This is a genomic window from Streptomyces sp. NPDC001700, assembly GCF_053596435.1.
Window position 1 is genome coordinate 98472 of the sequence record NZ_JBSFGE010000022.1, and the last position, 24073, is coordinate 122544.

Here is a 24073-nt window from a genome sequence, read left to right on the forward strand (position 1 = left end):
CACTTCGAGCGTCATCAAGAGTCGGGGGTGTCGAGCGCCAGCTGGACGAGCCCGTCGATGTCCATCAGGTCGATCTCGCCGGCCGTGCCCTCGTCCTTCGGCTCGGGCGCTGTCTCCTCGGCGATGTCGGTGCCGTCCGCCAGCTTCAGCAGGGTGTCCAACAGACCGGCCTCCTGGAGGCGGGCGAGCGGGATGGCGGTGAGCAGGCGGCGGGTCTCCGCCTCGTCATCCGGCACCTCGGACGCATCGGGTTCCGCCTGTGTGCCGAGGAGTTGGTCGCCCAGGAACGCCGCGAGCACCGTCGGTGTCGGATGGTCGAAGACGGCGGTGACCGGCAGCCACAGCCCGGTGGCCTCGTTGAGCCGATTGCGGAGTTCCACCGCGGTCAGCGAGTCGAAACCCACGTCCTTGAACGGCCGGTTCACGTCGACGGCTTGGGGGTCGTCGCGGCCCAGCACGGTCGCGACCGCGTCGCGGACCAGGCCCACCAGCGCCCGCTTGCGCTGGGCGGCGGTGAGCCCGGCCAGGCGCCGCCGCAACGGGCTGCCACCGTGTTCGTCGCCGTCCGGTGCGGCATCAGCGGCGCGCAGGGCGCGCACCTGTGGGATGCCATCGAGCAGCGGGCTGGGGCGGGCCGCGGTGAAGGCGGCGGCGAACCGGTCCCAGTCGACGTCGGCGACCACCGGGAAGGTCTCGTCCCGGTCCAGGAGCTGTTGCAGTGCCTCGATCGCCAGCTTGGGCGGCAGCAGCGGAAGGCCACGCCGGTCGAGGGTGCCTTCGGCGACATGGTCGGCGACCATGCCGCGTTCGGCCCACGGCCCCCAGGCCACCGAGGTGGCGGCCAGTCCGCGCGCCCGGCGGTGGCCGGCCAGCGCGTCGAGGCAGGCGTTGGCGGCCGCGTACGCGGCGTGTTCGGCGCTGCCCCAGACTCCGGCGATGGAGGAGAACAGCACGAACGCGTCGAGGGGGCGGTCGTGAAGGAGTTCGTCGAGGAGGGCGGCGCCACGGACCTTGGCGCCGGCCACCTGGGCCAGCTCGGCGTGCTCCAGCTCCTCCAGAGTGGACAGGCGGTTGACGCCCGCGGTGTGGAATACGGCCGTCAGCGGGTGGTCGCGTTCGACGTCGGCGAGCAGCGCGGCCAGGGCCGCGCGGTCGGTGACGTCACAGGCGGCCAGGGTCACCCGGCAGCCGAGGCCGGTCAGTTCGGTCTCCAGCGCGCCGGCGTCCGGGGCGGCGCGCCCGGCGCGGCTGACCAGGACGACATGGTCGGCGCCGGTACGGGCCAGCCAGCCTGCGACCTGGCTGCCGAGGGCGCCCGTACCGCCGGTGACGAGCACGGTCCCGGAGGGCCGCCAGGGTCGGCCGTCGGCCGTGCCGGTGGCGGGGACGAGCCTGCAGGCGTGGGCGCCGGAGGCGCGGATGGCCAGCTGGTCCTCGTCGCCCGGGTCGGCCAGGAGGCCGCGCAGCCGGGTGCGTACCCGCTCGTCGAGCGGGTCGGGCAGGTCCACCAGGCCGCCCCAGCGCTTGGGGTGCTCCAGGCCCATCACCCGGCCCAGACCCCAGGTCAGCGCCTGGAGCGGGGCGGCCACCGGGTCGGACGGGTCTGCTTGGACGGCGCCCCGGGTGGCGCACCACAGCGGTGCGTCGACGCCCAGGTCGCCGAGTGCCTGGATCAGGGACACGGTGAGGGCCTGGCCCAGCGGCAGCTCGGGGTGGCGCGGGTGGGCGGTCTCGTCGAAGGCGAGCAGCGACAGCACGCCGTCGACCGCGCCGTCCTCGGGCAGCGCTTCCCGTACCCGCGCGGCGAGCGCCGCACGGTCGCCGTCCCGGTCGGTGACGGTCACCTGGACCGTACGGGGCGCCAAGTCGGCGAGGGCGTCCGCGGTGCGCCGTGCCTCCGGTCCCGGAGGCACGAGCAGCAGCCAGGTGCCGGTCAGCTGGCGCGGGGACGGTTCGGGCAGGCGCTGCCAGTCGACCCGGTAGCGCCAGCCGTCGACGGTGGTGCGCTCCTGGCGCTGTCGTCGCCAGGACGACAGGACGGGGAGCATCGCGCCCAGCGCGGAGCGGTCGTCGGTCTCCCCGATACGCAGCGCGTCGGCGAGTGCCACGAGGTCCTCTTGTTCGACGGCCTCCCAGAAGCGGGCCTCGGTCGGATCGGCCGAGGTCGCCGTCACGGGGGCGGCGGGTGTGGGCCAGAAGCGTTCCCGCTGGAAGGCGTAGGTCGGCAGGTCAACTCGCTGCCGGGCGGGTCCGCCGAGCACGGTCGGCCAGTCGACCGCGGTACCGCGGACGTAGGCCTCGGCGAGCGAGGTGAGGAAGCGGTCCAGGCCGCCCTGGTCGCGGCGGAGTGAGCCCACCACCGTGCCGTCGCGCACCGGGTCGTCGCCCTCGTCGAGGGTTTCCTGGAGGGCCATGCCCAGCACCGGGTGCGGGCTCATCTCGATGAACGCGCGGTGCCCCGAGTCGAGCAGCGCGCGGGCGGTGTGGGCGAACCGCACGGGCTGCCGCAGGTTGGTGTACCAGTACTCGGCGTCCAGGCCGGTGGTGTCGATGCGTTCGCCCGTCACCGTGGAGTGGAACGGCACACGGGACGCGACCGGCGCGACCGGGGCCAGCAGCTCCAGGAGTTCGGCGCGGATCGCCTCGACCTGGGGGCTGTGCGAGGCGTAGTCGACCGGGACGCGGCGGGCCCGGATGTCGGCGGCGGTCAGCTCGGCGTGCAGCCCGTTCAGGGCGTCGGGGTCACCGGCGAGGACGACCGAGCCGGGACCGTTGAGCGCGGCGACGGCGAGCCGGTCACCCCACGGCGCCAGCCACGGGCCGAGTTCCGCCTCCGGCAGCGCCACGGACATCATGCCGCCCCGCCCGGCCAGCGTCACCAGGGCGCGGCTGCGCAGCGCGACGACGCGCGCGGCGTCCTCCAGGGTCAGCGCCCCGGCCACGTGGGCGGCGGCGATCTCACCCTGGGAGTGGCCGATCACCGCGTCGGGGTGCACACCGCAGGAGCGCCACAGCGCGGCGAGGGACACCATCACCGCGAACAGCACCGGCTGCACGACGTCGACACGGTCCAGAGAGGGCGCGTCATCCATTTCGCCCAGTACGTCCCCCAGGGACCAGTCGACGAACGGTGCCAGCGCCTCCTCGCAGGCCAGCAGCTGCTCGCGGAACACGTCCGAGGAGGCCATCAACTCGCGGGCCATACCGGCCCACTGGGCGCCCTGCCCCGGGAAGACGAAGACGACCTTGCCGCCCGGTCCGGCGGTGGCCCGGACCAGGTTCGGGGCGGTGCCGCCGTCGGCGAGGGCGCGCAGGCCCGCGAGGAAGTCCTCGTGCCGCTCGGCCACGACCGCAGCCCGGTGTTCCAGGGCGGCCCGGCCGGAGAACAGGGCGTGCGCCACATCCGTGGCCGCAGGAGCCGGTTCGTCGGTCATCCGGTCCAGTAGGCGTTCGGCCTGCTCGCGCAGCGCCGCGTCGTCGGCGGCGGACAACAACCACGCGGTCGGCCGCTCCTGCGGCACCGAATCCGGCTGGCCGTCGGCGGCCGACTCCGGCCGGGGCGCCTGCTCGACGATGACGTGGGCGTTGGTGCCACTGACACCGAACGAGGAGACACCCGCCCGGCGGGGCCGCTCGCCCTCGGGCCACGGCACACTCTGCCTCAGCAGCGACACCCCGCCCGACGACCACTCCACATGCGCGGACGGCTCATCGACATGCAACGTACGCGGCAGCTCACCATGGAGCATCGCCATCACCATCTTGATCACACCAGCCACACCCGCAGCCGCCTGCGTATGGCCGATGTTCGACTTCACCGAACCCAGCCACAGGGGCTGCTCCCGGTCCTGCCCGTAGGTGGCGAGGAGCGCCTGCGCCTCGATCGGGTCACCCAACGTCGTCCCCGTACCGTGCGCCTCCACCGCATCCACCTCGGCCGCCGTCAGCCGCGCGTTCGCCAGCGCCTGCCGGATCACCCGCTGCTGCGACGGACCATTCGGCGCCGTCAACCCATTCGACGCACCATCCTGATTCACCGCACTCCCCCGCAGCACAGCCAACACCGGATGCCCATGGCGCTCCGCGTCGGACAGCCGCTCCACGAGGAGCACACCGACGCCCTCGCCCCAGCCGGTGCCGTCCGCCGCGTCCGCGAAGGCCTTGCAACGACCGTCAGGAGCCAAACCGCGCTGCCGGGAGAACTCGATGAACAGGCTGGGCGTAGACAGAACGGTCACACCGCCCGCGAGCGCCAGGGAGCACTCCCCCGAACGCAGGGCTTGGGCCGCCAGGTGCAGCGCCACCAGCGAGGAGGAGCACGCGGTATCGACCGTCACCGCCGGGCCCTCGAAGCCGAAGGTGTAGGCGACGCGTCCGGAGAGCACGCTGCCCGCGCTGCCGGTGCCGATATAGCCCTCGGCGGCGTCCGTCGAGGCACTGGACAGGACGGCGTAGTCCTGGTTGCTGATACCGGCGAAGACGCCGGTCTGGCTGCCCTTGAGGGCTGTCGGGTCGAGGCCCGCCCGTTCGAAGACCTCCCAGGAGGTCTCCATCAGCAGCCGCTGCTGCGGGTCCATGGCGAGGGCCTCACGCGGACTGATGCCGAACAGTCCGGCGTCGAAGTCGGCCATGTCATGGAGGAATCCGCCGGAGCGGGTGTAGGAGGTGCCCTGGTGATCGGGGTCCGGGTGGTAGAGGCCGCTCAGGTCCCAGCCACGGTCCGTCGGGAAGCCGGAGATCGCGTCGGCGCCGTCCGTGACCAGTCGCCACAGCTCTTCCGGGGAGGCCGCTCCGCCCGGGTAACGGCAGGCCATGGCGACGATCGCGATCGGTTCCGTATCGGCGACGGCGACGGCCTGCGGCAGGGGCGCGACGGGCGCGGAAGCGGCCGACTCCGCCTTCAGGAATCGGGCCAGGGCGGTCGGGGTGGGGTGGTCGAAGACCAGGGTGGCGGGCAGCCGCAGACCGGTGACCTGGCCGAGCCGGTTGCGCAGCTGGACGGCGGACAGCGAGTCGAAGCCGGTGTCCTTGAACGCCTTGCCAGCCGGGATCGCCGCCGCCGAGGCGTGTCCGAGGACAAGGGCGACCTGCTCGCGGACCAGTTCCAGGAGGGCGGGTTGGCGTTCGTCCTCGGGCAGCGCGGCGATCCGCAGCCGCCACTCGGCGGCCTGGTCCGTGACCGGCCCGCCGCTGCCGGTCAGGTCCTCACGGGCCTCGGGGAGGTCGCTCAGCAGGGCGCTCGGGCGCTGTGCGGCGAACACCCCTGCAAACCGGGCCCAATCGATGTCGGCGACGGCAGTCACCGCCGCCCCGCCCTCGAGGGTCCGGCGCAGCGCCTCGAGGGCGGTGTCCCGGTCCATGGGCGCGAGCCCGATGCGGCGCAGGCGGTCGCCGTCCGGGTCTTCGGCGGCGGCCATGCCTGCCCCGGCCCAGGGGCCCCAGGCGATCGTGGTGGCGGGCAGTCCGTCGGCCCGGCGCTGCTCGGCGAGGGCGTCCAGGTAGGCGTTGGCGGCCGCGTAGTTGGCCTGTCCGGCGTTGCCGAGTGTGCCCGCCACGGAGGAGAACAGCACGAACGCCGCCAGGTCGTGGTCCGCCGTCAGCTCGTGCAGGTTGCGTGCCGCGTCGGCCTTGGGCCGCAGCACTCGTGCGAACCGCTCGGGCGTCTGCCCGTCCAGCACACCGTCATCCAGCACTCCGGCCGCGTGGACCACCGCGGTCAGCGGCTGTTCGGCGGGCACGGAGGCGAGCAGGGCGGCGAGGGCCGTCCGGTCGGCCGCGTCACAGGCCGCGATCGTCACGTCGGCACCGAGCGCGATCAGTTCGTCGCGGAGTTCGGCGGCGCCGTCCGCGGCCGGACCGCGCCTGCTGGTGAGCAGCAGGTGTCCGACCCCGTCGCGGGCCAGCCAGCGGGCGACCTCGGCCCCCAGCGCGCCGGTGCCGCCGGTCACGAGCACGGTCCCCCGCGGCTGCCACGGCGTGGCGTCGGCGCTCCCGCGCGGGGCGCGGGTGAGGCGTCGTACGGCCAGCCCCGAGGTACGTACGCTCAGCTGGTCCTCGGAAGCCAGGCCCGCGAGGGCGGCCGTCAGACGGGACAGGGACCGCTCGTCCGGGTTCTCGGGCAGGTCCACCAAGCCGCCCCAGCGGTCCGGATGCTCCAGCGCCGCGACCCGGCCCAGACCCCAGATCTGTGCCTGCTCGGGATGGGCGGGGCGGTCGGCGGGGCTCGGGGAGACCGCGCCGGTCGTCAGGCACCACAGCGGCGCCGCCACTTCGGCGTCGCCCAGCGCCTGTACGAGGGCGAGGGTTGCGGCGAGGCCCTGAGAGACGGCCGACTGCTGTGCGTACGGTGCGTCGGCGAGCGCCAGCAGTGAGACGACACCGCTGATGGGTCCGTCCGTCTCGGTGACGGCCGAGGCGATGCGCTCGGCGAGCGGCGCGCGTTCGCCGGTGGCCGTGCCCACCACGACCGGCAGCGTCCGGGCACCTCGCACGGTCAGCGCCCGCAGGCATCCGGCCGCCCACGGGTGGTCCTCCAGGCCCTGCGGGAGCACCACCAGCCAGGTGCCGCTCAGCACCGGTTCCGGTCCGTCCGCCAGGGGCTGCCAGGTGATCCGGTACCGCCAGGAGTCGGCGGCGTGCCGGGTCCGGTGCCGCCTGCGCCAGGAGGCCAGCGCCGGGAGCGCCGCTGTCAGCGACGCCCGGTCGTCCTCGGCCAGTTCCAGCACCTCGGCGACCGTCCCGGCGTCGGCGCGCTCGACGGCGTCCCAGAACGCGGCGTCCGCCGGGCCGTCGGTGTCCGCCGTCACGGTGGGCTCGGGCCAGTACCGCTCCCGCTGGAAGGCGTACGTCGGCAGCTGAACCGGCCGCGCCCCGCGCCCGGCGAAGAAGGCCGCCCAGGCGACGGGGACTCCCCGGACATGGGCGTGCGCGACGGCCGCGGTCAGGGTCTGCGCCTCGGGGCTGCCGGATCGCAGCGCGGGCACGAATTCCGCGTCGACGCTGTCCTGCCCCATCGCGGAGAGAACACCGTCCGGGCCCAGCTCGATGAGCGTCCGCACACTCTGTTCGGCCAACGTCCGCATGCCATCGGCGAATCGCACCGACTCGCGCACATGCCGTACCCAGTACTCCGGGTCGCGCAGTTCCTCGGCGCCCGCCGGTGCACCGGTGACATTGGATACGACGGCGATACGCGGCGCCTCATACGACAGGCCCTCCGCGACCCTGCGGAACTCCGCCAGCATCGGCTCCATACGAGGCGAATGAAATGCATGCGAAACCGTGAGCCGCTTGGTCTTACGGCCCTGCTCCGCGAACCCGGCCGCGATCTCCAGCACCACGTCCTCGTCGCCAGAAACAACGACGGACATAGGCCCGTTGACGGCAGCGATCGACACCGTGTGCAGGCCGGTCAGCGCCTCGGCGACCTCGGCCTCGCTCGCCTGCACCGCCACCATCGCACCACCCTCGGGCAGCGCCTGCATCAAACGACCACGCGCCGCCACCAGCGTGCACGCGTCCTCCAGCGACCACACCCTCGCCACATACGCGGCAGCCAACTCACCGATCGAATGCCCCAGCAGGACATCCGGCGTCACACCCCAGGACTCCAAGAGCCGGAACAACGCCACTTCGAGAGCGAACAAACCGGCCTGTGTGTAAACCGTCTGGTCCAGCGCGGCCGCGTCCTCGAAGACGACCTCCCGCAGCGGCCGGTCCAACTCCGTGTCAAACCGCGCACATACCGCGTCGAACGCCTCCGCGAACACCGGAAACGCCGCATACAGCTCCCGGCCCATCCTGACCCGCTGCGCCCCCTGACCGGTGAACAGAAAAGCTGTCCTGCCCGGCTCGGAGGCGACGCCTCGCAGCACGCCGGGGGCGTCGCGGCCCTCGGCGAGGGCGGTCAGCGCGGTGAGGAACGCGTTCCGGTCATCGGCGACGACGACGGCGCGGTGGTCCAGCGCCGCGCGGGCGGTGGCCAGGGTGAGGGCGACGTCGGCCGGTTCGGGGGTGTCCGCGGCCCTGGTGTGGGAGAGCAGTCGCCTGGCCTGATCCGCCAGTCCCGACACGGTGGCCGCCGACAGCAGCCACGGCACGACCGGGGTGGTGACGCGGGCCGGGACGGTGGCGGGTTCGTCGGCGGGCGGTGCCTGTTCGAGGACAGCGTGGGCGTTGGTGCCGCCGATGCCGAAGGAGGAGACGGCCGCCCGGCGCGGCCGGTCGAGGCCCGGCCACTCGCGGGTCTCGGTGAGCAGTTCCACCGCGCCCATCGACCATTCGACCTGCGGGGTGGGTTCGTCGACGTGGAGCGTACGAGGCAGCACTCCGTACCGCATCGCCATGACCATCTTGATCACACCGGCGACACCGGCGGCGGCCTGGGTGTGCCCGATGTTGGACTTGACGGACCCCAGCCACAGCGGGCGGTCATCGGGCCGGTCCTGGCCGTAGGTGGCCAGCAGCGCCTGGACCTCGATGGGGTCGCCGAGCCGGGTCCCCGTGCCGTGCGCCTCGACCACGTCGACATCGGCGGCGGGCAGGCCCGCGCCGGACAGGGCCTGGCGGATGACCCGCTGCTGCGAGGGACCGTTGGGTGCCGTGAGGCCGTTCGACGCGCCGTCCTGGTTGACGGCCGAGCCGCGGAGCACCGCGAGCACCTGGTGGCCGTTGCGCCGGGCGTCCGACAGCCGCTCCACGAGGAGGACGCCGACGCCCTCGGACCAGCCGGTGCCGTCCGCGTCCTTGGCGAAGGACTTGCAGCGTCCGTCGGGGGCGAGGCCGCGCTGCCGGGAGAACTCCACGAAGGTGGAGGGCGTGGCCATCACGGTGACACCGCCGGCCAGCGCCAGTTCGCACTCGCCCTGCCGCAGCGCCTGGGCCGCCAGGTGCAAGGCCACCAGCGAGGACGAACACGCCGTGTCGACGGTCACCGCCGGGCCCTCAAGACCGAAGGTGTAGGCGACCCGGCCGGAGAGCACACTGCCCGCCGTGCCGGTGACCGTGTAGCCCTCGGCCTCGCCGGAGAGCCCGGCGGACTGGACGGCGTAGTCGTGGTACATGAGCCCGGCGAAAACACCGGTCCGGCTGCCCTTGAGGGCGGTGGGGTCGAGGCCCGCGCGTTCGAAGACCTCCCAGGAGGTCTCCAGCAGCAGCCGCTGCTGCGGGTCCATGGCCAGCGCCTCACGCGGGCTGATGCCGAACAGTCCGGCGTCGAAGTGCCCCGCGTCGTACAGGAATCCGCCGGAGCGGGTGTAGGAGGTGCCCTGGTGGTCGGGGTCCGGGTGGTACAGGCTGTCCAGGTCCCAGCCACGGTCGGCGGGGAATTCGCCGGTGCCCTCCAGCTCGGAGACGACCAGCCGCCACAGTTCCTCGGGGGAGTTGACGCCGCCGGGATAGCGGCAGGCCATGCCGACGATCGCGATCGGCTCGTCCGTGTCCGCCGCCTTCGCCTGCTGTGGCGCGGTCTCCGGTTCACGGCCGCGCAGCAGTTCACCGTGCAGGTGGCGGGCGACGGCGAGCGGGGTGGGGAAGTCGAAGACCACGGTGGGTGGCAGCCGCAGGCCGATCGCGGTGCCCAGCTGGTTGCGGAGTTCGATCGCGGTCAGCGAGTCGTAGCCGAGGTCCTTGAAGGTCTGCTCGGCTCCGACGGCGTCGGCCGACCCGTGGCCGAGGACGGCGGCCACCTGCTCGCGCACCAGGGTGAGCAGGGTGCGGTGCTGTTCCGCCTCGGGCAGGGCCGCGAGCCGTCCGGCCAGGGAGCTGGGAGTATCGGCGGCGTCGGGTGCGGGGGGCCGCACGAGGTGCCGCAGCAGGGCGGGTACCGGCCTGGTGGCCGCCTGCGCGCGCAGTCCGGCGAGGTTGAGACGGGCGGGCACCAGCAGGGCGCGGTCGTGGCGTACGGCCGCGTCGAACAGGGCCAGTCCCTGCTCGGTGGGGATGGGCTGCAGGCCGGAGCGGGCCATCCGGTGCAGGTCGGTCCCGGCGAGTTCGCCGGTCATGCCGGAGGCCTCCTCCCACAGTCCCCAGGCGGGCGCCGTGGCGGGCAGGCCCTGGGCGCGACGGGTGTGGGCGAGGGCGTCGGTGAAGGTGTTGGCAGCGGCGTAGTTGGCCTGGCCGGGGCCCCCGAGATGGCCGTTGACGGAGGAGAAGAGCACGAACGCGGCAAGGTTCGCGTCCTGGGTGAGCTGGTGGAGGTTCCACGCGCCGTCCGTTTTGGGGCGCATCACCTGGTCGACGCGTTCGGGCGTCAGGGTCTCGATGACGCCGTCGTCGGTCAGGCCCGCGGTGTGCACGACGGCGGTCAGCGGGCGCGTGGCCGGGAGCGGGGCGAGCAGTGTGGCCAGGGCGTCGCGGTCGGCGATGTCGCAGGCGGCGATGGTGACGTCGGCGCCGAGATCGCGCAGTTCGTCGCGGAAGCCGGGCATGCCGGGTGCGTCGATGCCTCGGCGGCCGGTGAGGAGCAGATGCCGGGCACCGTGCTCGGTGACCAGGTGGCGGGCGACGAGCCGTCCGAGGACGCCGGTGGCGCCGGTGACGAGGACCGTGCCGTCCGGGTCGAGGAGCGGAGTGCCGGGGTCGGTGCCGGTCGGCGGGGCCGGAGTGAGTCGCGGGGTGGTGAGGGTGCCGCGGCGCAGGGCGATTTGGGGCTCGCCGGAGGCGACCGCGGTGGGCAGCGCCATGGTCGATCGGGCGTCCGTATCGAGGTCGACGAGGACGAAGCGGCCGGGGTGTTCGGTTTGCGCCGAGCGGATCAGGCCCCACAGCGGCGCGTGTGTCAGGTCGGTGACGGGTTCTTCGGGTCGGGTGCCGATCGCGCCATGGGTGGCGACCACGAGCGTGGTCGCGGTGAGCCGGGTGTCGGCCAGCAGTTCCTGGACGAGTGCCAGCAGGTCGGCGGTGGCGGCACGGGCCCCGGTGGCGGGTCCGGCACCGAGGTCCGGGTGCCCGTCGGCGGTGCGCAGGGTCAGCAAGACGTCCGGCGGCGGGGCGCCGGAGTCGAGGGTCTGCCGCAGGACGGCGAGGTCCGGGTGGCTCGCCACCGTCGCGTCGGCCGCGGCGAGGGCGGTGCCCAGGTCCTCCGGCACGGGGCCGAGGACGGCCCAGGAGGCGGGGGCCCGGTGTGGGGCCGCGCTCTGCGGCGGGGTCCACTCCACCTGGTAGAGCGAGCGGGTGGCCGCGGAGCGCAGCCGGTCCGCGGCGACCGGACGCATCACCAGCGAGTCGATCGCGGCGACCGGGCGGCCCAGCGGGTCGGTGGCGGTGACGGTCAGCGCGGCACCGTCGGCACCGTCGGCGCGGTCGTCGGACGCGATGCGGACACGGAGGGTGTCGGCGCCGGTGGAGTGCAGGGTGACGCCGCTGAACGCGAAGGGCAGCCGCGGGGCCGTGCCGTGTGCGTCGGCGTCGTCGCCGACGCTGTCGAGCAGGGCGGCGTGCAGGGCGGCATCCAGCAGGGCCGGGTGGATGCCGAAGCGACCGGCCTCGGCGCGCTGCGCCCCTTCCAGGGTGACCTCGGCGAACACCTCGGTGCGCCCGGTGGTGCCGGTGTCCCGGCGCCAGGCGCCGCGCAGCCCGCGGAACTCGGGTCCGTAGGCGTAACCGAGGTCGGCGAGCGCGGTGTAGAAGCCGCTCAGCGGGACGGCGGTCGCGTCCTGCGGCGGCCACGGGGCGGGCGGCGCGGGGAGGGTGCCCGGCACGCTGCTCAGCAGCCCGGTGGCGTGCTGGGTCCAGGGGGCGTCGGAGTTCTCCCGCTCAGCGCGGGAGTGCACGCTGACCGGTCGGTGGCCGGTGGCGTCCGGGGCGGCGACGGCGACCCGCAGGCGTACACCGCCGTGCTCGGGGAGCACGAGCGGGGCCTCGACGGTGAGTTCGGCGATGTGGTCACAGCCCGCGCCGGTCGCGGCGTGCAGGACCATGTCGACGAAGGCGGTGCCGGGCAGCAGGGCCTGGCCGAGGACCTGGTGATCGGCGAGCCATGGGTGGGTGTCCAGGGACAGCCGACCGGTGAAGAGCAGCCCGTCGGAGCCGGGGAGTTCGGCGGCGGCCATCAGCAGCGGGTGGTCACCGTCCAGCAGGCCCGCCGCGCCGACGTTCCGGTCCGTGGTGCCGGGCAGCAGCCAGAACCGCTCGCGCTGGAAGGGGTGGCCCGGCAGCGGCACGCGCTGGACATCCCGGGCGGTGAATGCCTGCGCCCAGCTCACCGGTACGCCCGCGACATGTGCCTCGGCGAGCGACGTCAGCAGCCGGGCGGGGCCGCCGTCGGCGCGGCGCAGGGTGCCGATGACCCGGGCGTGGTGCGCCTCAGCGGCGGCGAAGGTCTCCTCGAGCCCGACGCTGAGCACCGGATGCGGACTGGCCTCCACGAAGACGCGATGGCCGTCGGCGAGCAGGGCGCGTGTGGTGCGCTCGAACTCCACCGGGTGGCGCAGGTTGCGGTACCAGTACGCGGCGTCGAGTTCGGCGGTGTCGAGGCGTGTGCCGGTCACGGTGGAGTAGAACGGCACCTCGCAGGCGCGTGGGGTGACCGAGGCCAGCTCTGCCGACATCCGTTCGCGGATGGCCGCGACCCCGGCGGTGTGCGACGGGTAGTCGATCGGCACGCGGCGTGCGCGCAGATCCCGCTCGGCGCACTGGGCGAGGAGTTCGTCGAGTGCGGCCGGGTCACCGGCGACGACGGTGGAGGACGGCCCGTTGACGGCCGCGACCGTGAGCCGGTCGGACCAGGCGGCGATCAGCTCACGGGCGTGGCCCTCGGGCAGCGCGAGGGAGACCATTCCGCCGGAGCCTGCGAGGCCCAGCAGGAGCTGGCTGCGCAGCGCCGCGATCCGGGCGGCGTCGGTCAGGGAAAGGGCACCGGCCACGCAGGCGGCGGCGATCTCGCCCTGGGAATGTCCGACGACGGCCGCGGGGCGTACGCCGCAGGAGCGCCAGACCTCGGCCAGGGCCACCATGACGGCGAACAGCGCGGGCTGGACGACATCGTCGCGGTCCAGCGCGGGCGCGCCGGGGGCGCCGCGCAGGACGTCGGTGAGGGACCAGTCGACGTGGGGGGCGAGGGCGTCGGCGCACTCCTGGATACGGCGGGCGAACACTGGTGAGGAGTCCAGGAGTTCGGTGGCCATGCCCGGCCACTGGGAGCCCTGGCCGGGGAAGACGAACACGGCTTCGCGGTCGGCACCGACGGCGGTGGTGCCGCGGACCAGTCCGGGAGCGTCCCGTCCCTCGGCCAGCGCGCTCAGCGCGGTCAGGGCCTCGTCGCGGTCTCCGGCCACCACTACCGCGCGGTGCGGCAGCTGCGACCGGCCGGTGGCCAGGGTATGTGCCACGTCGGCGGTGCGCAGCCCTGGCCGGGCTTCGAGGTGGGCACGCAGCCGGGCCGACTGCTCACGCAGCGCGGCCTCGGAACGCGCGGACAGCGACCAGGGCAGTGGGGACGGGAAGGTGGCGGCGTCGGCACCAGCAGGGGCGTCGGCCGGTGTCGGCTCCGATTCGATGATCACGTGCGCGTTGGTGCCGCTGATGCCGAACGCGGAGACCGCGCCGCGCCGGACGGCGCCGCTGGCGGGCCAGTCGACGGTGTCGGTCGGCAGCTCGATGTGGCCTGCGGACCAGTCGACATGGCTGGTCGGCCGGTCCACGTGGAGGGTGCCGGGCAGCTTCCCCTGCCGCAGGGCGAGCACCATCTTGATGATGCCCGCGACTCCGGCAGCGGCTTGCGTGTGCCCGATGTTGGACTTCAGGGAGCCGAGCAGCAGCGGCTGTTCGGTGGTGTGGCCGCGCCCGTAGGTGGCGAGCAGCGCCTCGGCCTCGATGGGGTCGCCGAGCCGGGTGCCGGTGCCGTGAGCCTCCACGGCGTCTACGTCCGCCGCGGTCAGCCGGGCGTTGGCAAGGGCCTGGCGGATGACACGCTGCTGGGAGGGGCCGTTGGGGGCGGACAGGCCGTTGCTGGCGCCGTCCTGGTTGATGGCGGTGCCACGGATCACGGCCAGCACCTGGTGGCCGTTGCGGCGGGCGTCGGAGAGCCGTTCCACCACAAGCAGCCCGACGCCCTCGGCCCAGCTGGTGCCGTCGGCGGCATCGGCGAACGGCTTGCACCGGCCGTCCGGTGCCAGTCCGCGCTGACGGCTGAACTCGGCGAACATCCCGGGGTTGGGCATGACCGTGACGCCGCCGGTGACGGCGAGGGTGCAGTCGCCCTGACGCAGCGCCTGACCGGCCAGGTGCAGGGCGACCAGGGAGGAGGAGCAGGCGGTGTCGACCGTGACGGCGGGGCCTTCGAAGCCGTAGGTGTAGGCGATACGGCCTGAGGCGACGCTGGCGGTGTTGCCGGTGAGCAGGAAACCCTCGACGCCGTCCGGCGCCTGGTGCATGCGCGGACCGTAGTCCTGGGTCATGGCACCGACGAACACACCGGTGCGGCCGCCCTTGAGCGAGCCCGGGTCGATACCGGCCGCCTCGAAGGCCCGCCAGGAGGTCTCCAGCAGCAACCGCTGCTGCGGGTCCATGGCGAGCGCCTCGCGGGGCGGAATGCCGAAGAAGGCGGCGTCGAACTCGTCGGCGTCGTGCAGGAATCCGCCGTCGCGGGTGTACGACGTGCCGGGGTGGGCGGGGTCCGGATGGTACAGCTTGTCGAGGTCCCAGCCGCGGTTGGTGGGGAAGCCGGTGATGGCGTCGCCACCGGAGAGCAGCAGCTCCCACAGCTGTTCGGGACTGTGTACGCCGCCGGGGAAACGGCACGCCATACCGACGATGGCGATCGGCTCGTCGTCGGCGGCATCCGGCGCCACCGGCTCCGCCACGTGCTCGGCCTCGGTGCCGCGGACGGCCGCACTCAGCCGTTGTACCAGTGATTCCAGGGTGGGGTGGTCGAAGACCACGGCGGCAGGCAGCCTGCGGCCGAGGGCGGCGACGAGCCGGTTGCGCAGCGCCACCGCGGCCGAGGAGTCGATGCCGAGGTCGCGGAAGGCACGGCCCGAGTCGGCGGCGACGGCGGCCTGGTCGCCCAGGACCGCGGCGAGTTCGGTGCGCACCAACCCGGCGAGTTCTCGCGGCAGTTCGGTGTCGGGCAGTGCGGCGAAGCGGGAGACGGCAGCGGCCCCGTCCGGCTCCTGCCGCACGCCGGGGTCGGGTGCGGGCAACTCGACGGGGCGCGGGTCGGTCCCGGCGAACGCACCTGCCCAGTCCACGCTCCCGCCGTGCGCGTGGACTTCGGCCATGCTGGCCAGGCACCGTGCGCGGCCGCCGTCGTCGCGCCGCAGGGTGCCGACGGCGGCGGCCACGCTACCGGCGTCGTCCAGGGTCTGCTGGACGCCGAGAATCAGCACGGGGTGCGGGCTGATCTCGACGAAAGCCGTGGGGCGCTGGGTGAGCGCGGCCCGGACAGCGGATTCGAACAGGACGGTGCCACGCACCATCCGGTACCAGTACTCGGCGCCGAGCCGGGTGGTGTCGTAGCGGCCGCCGGTGAGTCCCGAGTAGAAGGGGATGGTCGAGGGGCCGCCGGTGATGGGGGCCAAGTCCCGTAGCAGTCGGTCGCGTACGGAGACGATGTGCGGGGAGTGGGCCGCGTAGCCGACGGAGATGAGCTGGGCGCGCACGCCGTCGGCGACGAGTTCGGCACGCAGGGCGGCCACGGCCTCGGTGTCACCGGAGACGACGGTCCACGAGGGGCTGTTGACCCCGGCGATCGCGATGCGGGAGCCCCACGGCTCCAGGCGCGGGCTCAGCTGATCGACCGGGAGCAGGACGGAAAGCATCTCGCCGTGGCCGACCAGGGACATCTGAGCACGGCTGAAGGCGGCGACCGCGTGCAGGGCGTCGGGGAGGGAAAGCGCCCCGGCGACGTGGGCGGCGGCGAACTCGCCCATGCTGTGGCCGACGACCGCGCCGGGTTCGATTCCGGCGGACCGCCACAGGGCGGCAATAGAGATCATCACGGCGACGAGCGCGGGCTGGGCGACATCGGGCCGCGCCCACAGGGCAGAGTCCTGATCGCCCGTCAGAAGGTCTTCCAGGGACCAGTCGACGTGCGGCTTCAGCGCCTCGGCGCACGTTGCCAGGGAATCCCGGAAGACGGGCGAGGAGTGCCGGAGTTCGCGGGCCATCCCGGGCCACTGGGGGCCTTGTCCGGGGAACAGGAAGACCGGCGGTGTGCCGTCGTGAGCCGTTCCGGTGACGAGGTTGGGCGCGGCCGTGCCGTCCGCCAACGCCCGCAGCCCGAGGTCCTGTTCCCGGCGGTCGGCGCCGATGAGGACGGCCCGGTGCGGTCCCGTGGTGTCGTCCGCGAGGAGCGCGTGTCCGATGTCGGCGACGGCCCACTCGGGCCGGGTATCGAGATACTCTCGCAGCTGCCGCGCCCTCGCGCGCAGGGCCTTTTCGGTCGGCGCGGAAACGATCCAAGGTAACGTCGGCGAATGACCGTTCGTCCGTCGCCAGGAAAGCGATTCCGACATTCCCCGTCCCCCGTAGCCGATTGATATCTCAACGGTTTTACAACGGGGTCGGGGGTCGGCTGTACGCAGGGGAAAACGATCAGAAATATGCCGAAAAGGCCGACGCGGTAAAGAACATACCGCCAGCCGCCCCCGTGCGCATCACTTACATCCCCCGTGCTGCACGGCGCACACAATCCCCCGCGCCCCGTGATCAACTCGCCACCTAGCTAATACCGTGACTCGGCGGACTGTCAAGCGAGATCATCCTGTGACGAACCACGAGGCGTGACGACTGAATACGCCGAGTTGTTCCGGTGGCGCGCCCCGGTGGCGGTGGCGGGTGGCGGTGGCGGGTCGCGGTGCGGCATCTGCTACCCGCCGTCCGGCCGCAGACCGAGTGCTCACAGCTTTTCGAAGGGGTCGTGCTCGGCGAGGAGCTTATCCACCCGCGCCTGGTCCACGCGGCTGACGATCTGCCCGGCCTCCTGCCGGTCCCGGATGACCTTGGCCAGGGTGAACGCGGAGGTCACCAGGTAGAGCACCGCAATGGCCAGGAAACCTCGTACCCAGGCGTCGGCGTTCAACCGGAAGATGCCGATAGCGGTGGCCGCCATGGCGATGGAAAAAGAGGCAACCGCCTGACCATAGAACGCAGTCGTGCCCTGCTGCTTGACCGGTGTCTCACTCATGGGCAAAGAATCGGCGGCCGCCATCGGTCCCACATCCGCCCAGATACTCAGGTACGTACTCACATCGTTTCGCACGGCGTCCGCGGAACCCCGCCCAGCGCGACCGGCGGCGGGTCCGGCAGCCTCAGGCCGTGGGTCAGCGCCGCTCGCTGCGTGTCCAGGGCGGGGGCGCAGAGGTTCCGGCCCGGAGGCCCTTGCGCGGGTTCACAGTCCGGCGCCCATCGCGGACCGGTGTTTTCTCCCTGGTTCACGAAGACGCGCCGGGTGGGCGGGCGGAAGGCTGGGCGGCGTCACTTCGTACCCCCTTCCGAGGAGGAACACCGAATGACCCGACACGGAATCAGACGCCTCACCGCGCTGCTGGCCTGCACCGCGGCCCTCACCGGCGCCGCACTCGGCGCCGGTGGGGCGGCTCAGGCGGCGACCTCGGCGAAGGCGCCGACGCCTTCGGCTGCGACCACCTGTACCGACCCCAAGACGGGCGTGCCGTTCACCGCCACGATCGAGGGGGACAAGAACGCCAACGCGATCTGGGGCACGCCGGGCAGCGTCGTCAATGCCTTCTCGGGGGACGACTGGGTCTTCTCCGACCTGATCAGCACCTCCGCCGTCGTCTGCCTCGGTGACGGCTCGGACAACTTCAACCCCAGCGACCCGACTGATGTGTCGGTGGGGACGTACTTCGGCGTGAGCGGCCAGAACGGCAACGACAACATCACGGGAGGCACGGGGAACGACTACCTCTTCGGAGACAGCCCCGACAACGCCTCCCACTCCGGCAATGACACCCTGATCGGCGGCCCCGGCTACGACATCGCCAACGGCGGTCCCGGGATCGACCGGTGTGACGCCGAAGTCGAGATCAACTGCGAGCTCTGAGGACAGGTGCCGGGCGCCGGGGGCCTCGTAGGGCATACGTCCCTTCGGCACGCCGGGCTCATGTCGTCCAGGCGCCGGAGGTGGCCCTGGCGACCACGGCGGTCAGAATGCGGACGCCACGGGCGGATCCGGGGTCGACATCGGTGAGTTGCCGCACCCGCTGGAGACGGTAGTCGAGGGTTCGCGGGTGGATGTTCAGCGCGGCGGCGGTGTGCCTGCGGTGCATGTCATGGGCGTAATACCGCTCCAGGGTGGCGAGCAGTTCGGGTCCCCGGGCGAGGCTTTGGGCTATGCCGGACAACCAGGTGTCGATCTCGCGGTCTTCGGCGACGGCCAGTTCGACGAAGACATCGGCCAGGGTGTGCAGGCGACGGGGTACGAGCTGGAGCGGAGCCGCCAGGCTGATGCGCCGGGCGCGCGCGTACGCGTCGGTCAACGCGCGGACGCGGCCCGTACTGGCGCCGACCGCGCAGGGCAGCGCCAGCGCCTGGCCCGCGTCGCGGAGGAAGGCGAGCGCCCGGTCCCGCGCGGACCGGGCGTGAACCGGCCGGGCCGTATCAGGGGCGCGGTCCTGGTCGGCGGGTATCAGGGCCACCAGCTCCTCCGCCCGGGGCCAGGCCATCGGCACCCGGTGGTGGGCCAGGAGGGATTCGACGATCCCCTCACGTCCTGCGGCGGCCAGGGCGGGACGGCCGGGGACATGGACGACCACCACCTCGTACGAAGCGGCCAGGCTCATGCCGACGGCGCGGGCGAGGCCAGGGTCCAGGACGTCGTCGGCGAGGAGGGCCCGGGTGAGCGCGCCCACCCGGGCCGCGAAGGGCAGGCGGCGCTTCTGCTCCGCCGCGTGGCCTCGGGTGTAGGCGTCGATGCCGCGGGTGCCCTGTGCGGTGAACCAGACCATGAGCCGCATCAGTTCATCGGTGTTCTCCGGGCCGGATGCCTCCTGGATCTCCCGGAGCATGAGGTTGGTGTGCAGCCCGAGAACCCGCCGCCGGGACGCGGCGGACATCCCCGTTCTGGCCCGCGACGCGCCCATCGACGCGATGTGGTCGAGATCTTCGGGGGTGAGGGGAGTGCCCTCGGGGGCTAACTCCAGGGTGCGGCGTCTGAGCCAGACCGCGTACTCCAGCGCTTCGGCTCTCAGCCGTCCGTCGTCCTCCACGAACCGGTACTCGGGGATCTCCCGTCCGTAGACCTCGACTTCATGGCGTGCGTCGTCCAGAGTGCGCCGGGACAGTGCTGCGAAGAGGTGACTTCCCATCGGTCGGTGCCTCCGTCAGTCTCTCGGGAACTCCCGCAAGACCGCACGGGGACAGCTACACGTACAGCTACACGCAGGGGGCGGTGCTCCACGCGGCGTTCCCGATGTCGGATGGGTCGAAGACGAATATGCCACCATTCGAGCTCCCGTGCCGGGGCGTGGGGGTCAGGATCCGTGTCGGGCGTTGGTCATTCGGCGCCGCCGATCTGGCGGCTGGTGTTGAACACCCCTGCTGGCGGTGCCGGTCTGGTGTACAGGCACGTGCTCCAGCAGCGGGGCGTGGTCGGGGGCGGTACGCGCGGACCGGTGCGCTCCGCGATCCGTGCCGCGAACGGGGTCAGACAGGCGCGGAACAGCTCGAGCGGCACCATCGGGTGCGGGGTGCGGGAGAGGAGCAGCAGGGTGATGACGCCGACGGGCAGGTTGATCCAGAAGATCATCCGCCAGGAGAGCAGGCTCAGCACGCCGCCGAGCACCGGTCCGGCCGCCGCCGCCATGGCACCGCCCATCGCCCACACCCCCACGGCGTGTGCCCGGCGGGCCGGGCCGGGGAATGCCTGGCGTACCAGCGCCATCGAGGTCGGCATGGTGACGGCCGCGCCGATGCCCTGCACCACGCGCGCGGCGACCAGCACCGGCAGCGAGGGGCGCGCGGCCGCGGAGATCCTTCTGGAACGGGCCCTCGCCGAAGAGCACGCGTAGGCTCCCCCGGTCCCCCGGTCAACGGTCTCGGCGTCCTCAGGAGCGCTGGCCAAGCATGGGGGCGGCAGGGGTGGACGGCGCGGTGACGGGCGGTCGTGGGCTGCTGAGACTGTTCCGGGTTCGGATGTGGAAGGCGAGTAGGCCGACGAGCGCGGCGGCTGCGAACCATCCGGTCTGGATGGCCAGGTATTTCGGCAGGGGCGTGGTGGAGAACCCCGCGCCCGTGGCGGCCTGCATCGCGCCGTAGGACGGCAGATAGCGCACGATGCTGCCATTTGAACTGGAGCTGTAGAGGGGGTTTTGGAGTGCGAGGTCGATGACGCTGGTCATCACGACGGCGAACATGCCCTCCACTTCGCGTCGCAGCAACGAGCCGAAGGCGACGCCTAGCGCACCGTAAGTGATCCCGGCGAGGAAGAGGGCCGCGGCGAGCAGGGCTGGTTGCTCGGGTCTCCAGAAGGCGCAGGTGAGTGCTGTCGTGTAGGCGGCCACGGCCGCGGAGGCCAGGGTGAGGGCGGTGAGCTTGGCGAGGACGAGATGGGTGCGGGGGTAGCCAGCCAGGGCCAGCCGTCGGTCGAAGTGACCGCCCGCGAAGGAGGCCGCGAACATCATGAAGCCGATGATCAGGGTGACGGCGTTGAGGGCGCCGGTGATCTCGGTCAGCTGGTTGCCGTGGGGGGTGAGCAGATCTCCGGTGGCGCGCAGCCGGAAGCGGGTGCGGGTGTCGGGGACGGACCAGAAGGCCAGTGCGGTCCACACCGGGATGAACAGGGCCATGAGCACCATGGCGAAGCGGTTGCGCAGGTGCTCGGTCAGCGCGTAGCGGGCCGCGGTCGTGAAGAACGTGCGATGGCGGCGTCCGGGGTGGCGGGGCGTCATGCGGCACGCTCCGGGCGCTGCTCGTGCAGAACGCCGTCTTCGAGGCGCCACAGCACGTCGAGGCGTTCGGCGTCGTAGGCGAGGTGGGAGACCAGGAGCACCGATCGGCCGTCGCCGCGCAGCCACGTCGCCAGGTCCCAGAACCGCTGGTAGGTCTCCCAGTCGAAGCCCTGGTAGGGCTCGTCCAGGAGCAGGGTGTGCGGGTCGTGCATGAGGGCGAGGGTGAGGTTCAGCTTCTGCCGGGTCCCGCCGCTGAGGACTCCGGCCCGCTCGTTCGCGTACTCGCTGAACCGCAGTGTCTCCATGACCTCTTCGGCACGCCCCAGGTCGGCTATTCCGTAGGCGACCTTGAAGTAGTCCAAGTGCTGGCGAACGGTGAGCGCGTCGTTGAGGACGGCTGCCTGCGGGCAATACCCGAACCCTCCGTCATGGATGACCGCGCCCCGGTCGGGGGCCAGTTCACCCGAAAGGATCTTCAATAGGGTCGACTTGCCCGCACCGTTTTCCCCGACTATCCCGGCCAGGACTCCCGGTCGCAGCCGTAGGTCGATACCGCGCAATACCTCACGTCGGCCGTAGGCGTGGTGCACGCCCTTTACCTCCATCGAGGGCCTCCTCCCCTTGGCGTTCCGCTCTAACGAGCCGGGAGCGACGAGGGCACGGCACCTCCGCTATTACAGCCAGACATTCATCCGATCTGATGATCTGGTGGTCAGCGGTCGTTCAGGGGAGACGACGGACATTTAGCTTCTTGGCATGACCACATCCTCCCGCCCTGGGGCGCGGGTCCCTTCTCAAGCAGCGCGCCACCACGCCACGGTCTCGGTACCGTTCGGCTCACCGCACCCTTCCGCCGGTGCCGAGGCGTGGTACCTCAACGGTCATCTGCGCGATGAGGACGGCGGCACCTACACGTGGATGATCAGCATGCTGCGCCACCACGACGCACGGGACGATGCCGCCACCCCCGGCTATGCCCTGGTGTCCATGTGCTCAGGTCCGAAGGGCGTGTCCCACGGCGCGTGGATCTCGCCCACCATGCACGACGCGGTGCGCGACGCGCTCACCGGCGACACCGCGCAGGATCACCGGGTCCGCGAAGCGCTGACGCAGGCCCTGGCCGAGGGCCCCCTGCTTCCGGACCGGCTGCTGGCCGACCCAGTGGCCGAGTCGGCCGAGAGCCTGGACCTCTCCTTCGGTGACCTGGCGGCGCTGCGCCGCGAGGAAGACGGCGGCTACCGGCTGAGCTTCCGTGACGGGGACCGCTTCGAGCTCGTCCTCACCCCCGCCAAGGGCGCGGCCCCGCAGTTCGACGCCCAAGGGCGCCACCCGGGGCGGCTTCCCACCGACGCGGACGCGATGACCTCGTACTTCGTACCGCGACTGCACGCCCACGGGACGGTGCGTCGTGAGGACGGCAGCCTGGGGCGGCTGGAGGGGCACGCCTGGTTCGAGCAGGACTGGGGCGCGACCTACTACGACGTGGAGCGGGCTCCGGGAACACCGGACCACACCTGGGAGTGGGCCGGTATCCAGCTGGACAACGGCTGGGAGATCAGCTGCATCCACTCCCGCACCAGCGATCCCGCCACCGGCGCCACCGGGCTGGAATTGACCCGTGCCACAGCGGTCGACCCGGACGGCAATGTCAGCTACCACGACCTGACCTGGCGGCCCCTCACGCACTGGACCTCACTGGCCACCCTCAACACCTACCCCACCACGGTGCACGTGAGCGTGCCCGGCCTCGGCCTGGACGCCGAGATCACCGCGACGATCGCCGAGGGCGAGGTCCGCACCCTGGTCGTGGGCCGCGCCATGTGGGATAGCCCCGCAGCCGTCCACGGCACCATGGGAACCACGCCCGTCAGCGGCACCGCCTTCCTGCAGACCCTGCCGACCAACACCATCGGCGACATCGAGCACTACATGCGCCGTACCCACGAGATCGCCGGAGCGGAAGCCGCGGCCCTGTACTCCCCCGACCCGGCGGACGACGCCGCGCTCGGGCTCCTCACCGGCACCAGCGGCCTGACCGGCCTCGACACCGGCACTCGTACGCGTCTCCATCAGGCGGTCGCCGCTCCTCTCCTGCACCTGCTGGACAACCCGGGACGCTCCTGGCGCCCCTACGTCGCCGCGGCCGTCCTCTGCCTTCTCGACACCGACCCAGAGCCCTACCGGCCTCTCACCGCGATCACCGAACTCCTCCACCTCTCCGCACTGGTCATCGACGATATCCAGGACAACTCGCCGACGCGGCGCGGCCGCCCGAGCGTCCACGAGGTCTTCGGCACCGCTCCCGCCATCACCGCCGGCACCCTCGGCTACTACACCTTCGACGCCTTCATGCAGCGGGTCCCGCAGGCCGCCCCGGAAACCATGCTCCGCATCTACCGGCTCTACCTGCGGGACCTGCGCGCCGCCCACGCCGGCCAGGCCCTCGACATCGCCGGGCACCACGCCGCGTTCGACGAGGCCGTCACCAGCGGTGACGCCCGCCCGCTCCTCGACGAAGTCCGCACCGCGCACCGGCTCAAGACAGGGATGCTCGTCCGCAGCACCGCCGAGGTGTCCGCGATCCTGGGCGGCGCCGACGAGCAGCAACTCGATGCCATCTGCCGGTACTTCGAAGCCGTCGGAACCGCGTACCAGATCACTGACGATGTCGCCGACCTGTACGGGCTGGTGACCGCCCAGGAACATCAGCAGGGCATCACCACACGCTCCCCCGCGGAAGACCTGCGCAACGGCGAGGTCACTTATCCCGTGGCCCACGCCGTCGGGCTCCTTGACGCGACCGACCGCCAGCACCTGCGCGATGCGCTCCGGCAGCGTTCCGACACCGGGGCGCGCAGAGCATCCGAACTCCTCGTCCGCAGCGGCGCCCTCAAGGCGTGCATGACCGAAGCGCGCTGCCTCGTCGACGAAGCCTGGGGCCGCCTCGCCCCTCTCCTGCCGCCCACCCCGCACAAGGCCATGGTGCGCGCCCTGGGCTGGTACGCCGCCCAGCGCGAAACCGACCACGTGCTCAGCGGGACCGATGGGCCTCCGACCGCCTGAGGTGGGCGGCGTCACGGAGGAGGGTCACCCCTGGCACGCGGTCCCAGCGGTCCCAGCGGTGCCCGGCCGGCAGTGTGACGAGGCGGCGCAGGACCGGCGGGGTGTCGCTGTCGGTGATCAGGTCGGTGAGCGCGGAAACGGGATATCGCCCCCGCACACGG

The 24073-nt window shown here is 72.5% G+C and carries 8 protein-coding genes and 1 pseudogene; 2 read left to right on the plus strand and 7 right to left on the minus strand.

Features of this window, described 5'->3' with window-relative positions; all coding sequences use genetic code 11:
- Window positions 1-14: 14 nt before the first annotated feature.
- Together ACWC5C_RS32200 and ACWC5C_RS32205 are read right to left on the minus strand one after the other, a co-directional pair.
- Window positions 15-16454 carry a type I polyketide synthase gene (locus tag ACWC5C_RS32200; protein ID WP_450881197.1) on the minus strand — a complete coding sequence of 5480 codons (16440 nt, stop codon included), beginning with the start codon at window positions 16452-16454 and terminating at the stop codon, window positions 15-17.
- A 383-nt stretch (window positions 16455-16837) separates the two neighbouring features.
- Entirely contained in the window at window positions 16838-17125 is a 288-nt protein-coding gene (locus ACWC5C_RS32205; RefSeq protein WP_385444104.1) for a YiaA/YiaB family inner membrane protein, read from the minus strand.
- Window positions 17126-17449: 324 nt separating this feature from the next.
- On the opposite strand from ACWC5C_RS32205, the gene ACWC5C_RS32210 reads away from it, so the two are divergent.
- Window positions 17450-18004, plus strand: coding sequence for a hypothetical protein (locus ACWC5C_RS32210; RefSeq protein ID WP_450881199.1), 555 nt, complete (start codon window positions 17450-17452; stop codon window positions 18002-18004).
- 58 nt (window positions 18005-18062) lie between these two features.
- Here the strand turns inward: ACWC5C_RS32210 and ACWC5C_RS32215 are convergent, their stop codons facing one another.
- The 4 genes from ACWC5C_RS32215 to ACWC5C_RS32230 form a co-directional block, all read right to left on the minus strand.
- Window positions 18063-19268 (minus strand): PucR family transcriptional regulator, encoded by a 1206-nt coding sequence (locus ACWC5C_RS32215; RefSeq protein ID WP_450881201.1) that lies wholly within the window; start codon window positions 19266-19268, stop codon window positions 18063-18065.
- 188 nt (window positions 19269-19456) lie between these two features.
- Window positions 19457-19903: an MFS transporter gene (locus tag ACWC5C_RS32220; RefSeq protein ID WP_450881203.1), complete on the minus strand. Its 447-nt coding sequence runs from the start codon at window positions 19901-19903 to the stop codon at window positions 19457-19459.
- Between the two features lie 103 nt (window positions 19904-20006).
- Entirely contained in the window at window positions 20007-20849 is an 843-nt protein-coding gene (locus tag ACWC5C_RS32225; RefSeq protein WP_450881205.1) for an ABC transporter permease, read from the minus strand.
- Entirely contained in the window at window positions 20846-21454 is a 609-nt protein-coding gene (locus tag ACWC5C_RS32230; RefSeq protein ID WP_450881207.1) for an ATP-binding cassette domain-containing protein, read from the minus strand. The genes ACWC5C_RS32225 and ACWC5C_RS32230 overlap by 4 nt, the downstream gene beginning before the upstream one ends.
- Before the next feature lie 151 nt (window positions 21455-21605).
- Between ACWC5C_RS32230 and ACWC5C_RS32235 the strand changes: the two genes are divergently transcribed.
- Complete coding sequence (locus ACWC5C_RS32235) at window positions 21606-23912, plus strand: polyprenyl synthetase family protein (RefSeq protein ID WP_450881209.1); 2307 nt, start codon at window positions 21606-21608, stop codon at window positions 23910-23912.
- Here the strand turns inward: ACWC5C_RS32235 and ACWC5C_RS32240 are convergent.
- Window positions 23911-24042: pseudogene (locus tag ACWC5C_RS32240) on the minus strand (FAD-dependent monooxygenase); the annotation flags it as partial. The gene ACWC5C_RS32235 and the pseudogene ACWC5C_RS32240 overlap by 2 nt on opposite strands.
- Window positions 24043-24073 lie beyond the last annotated feature (31 nt).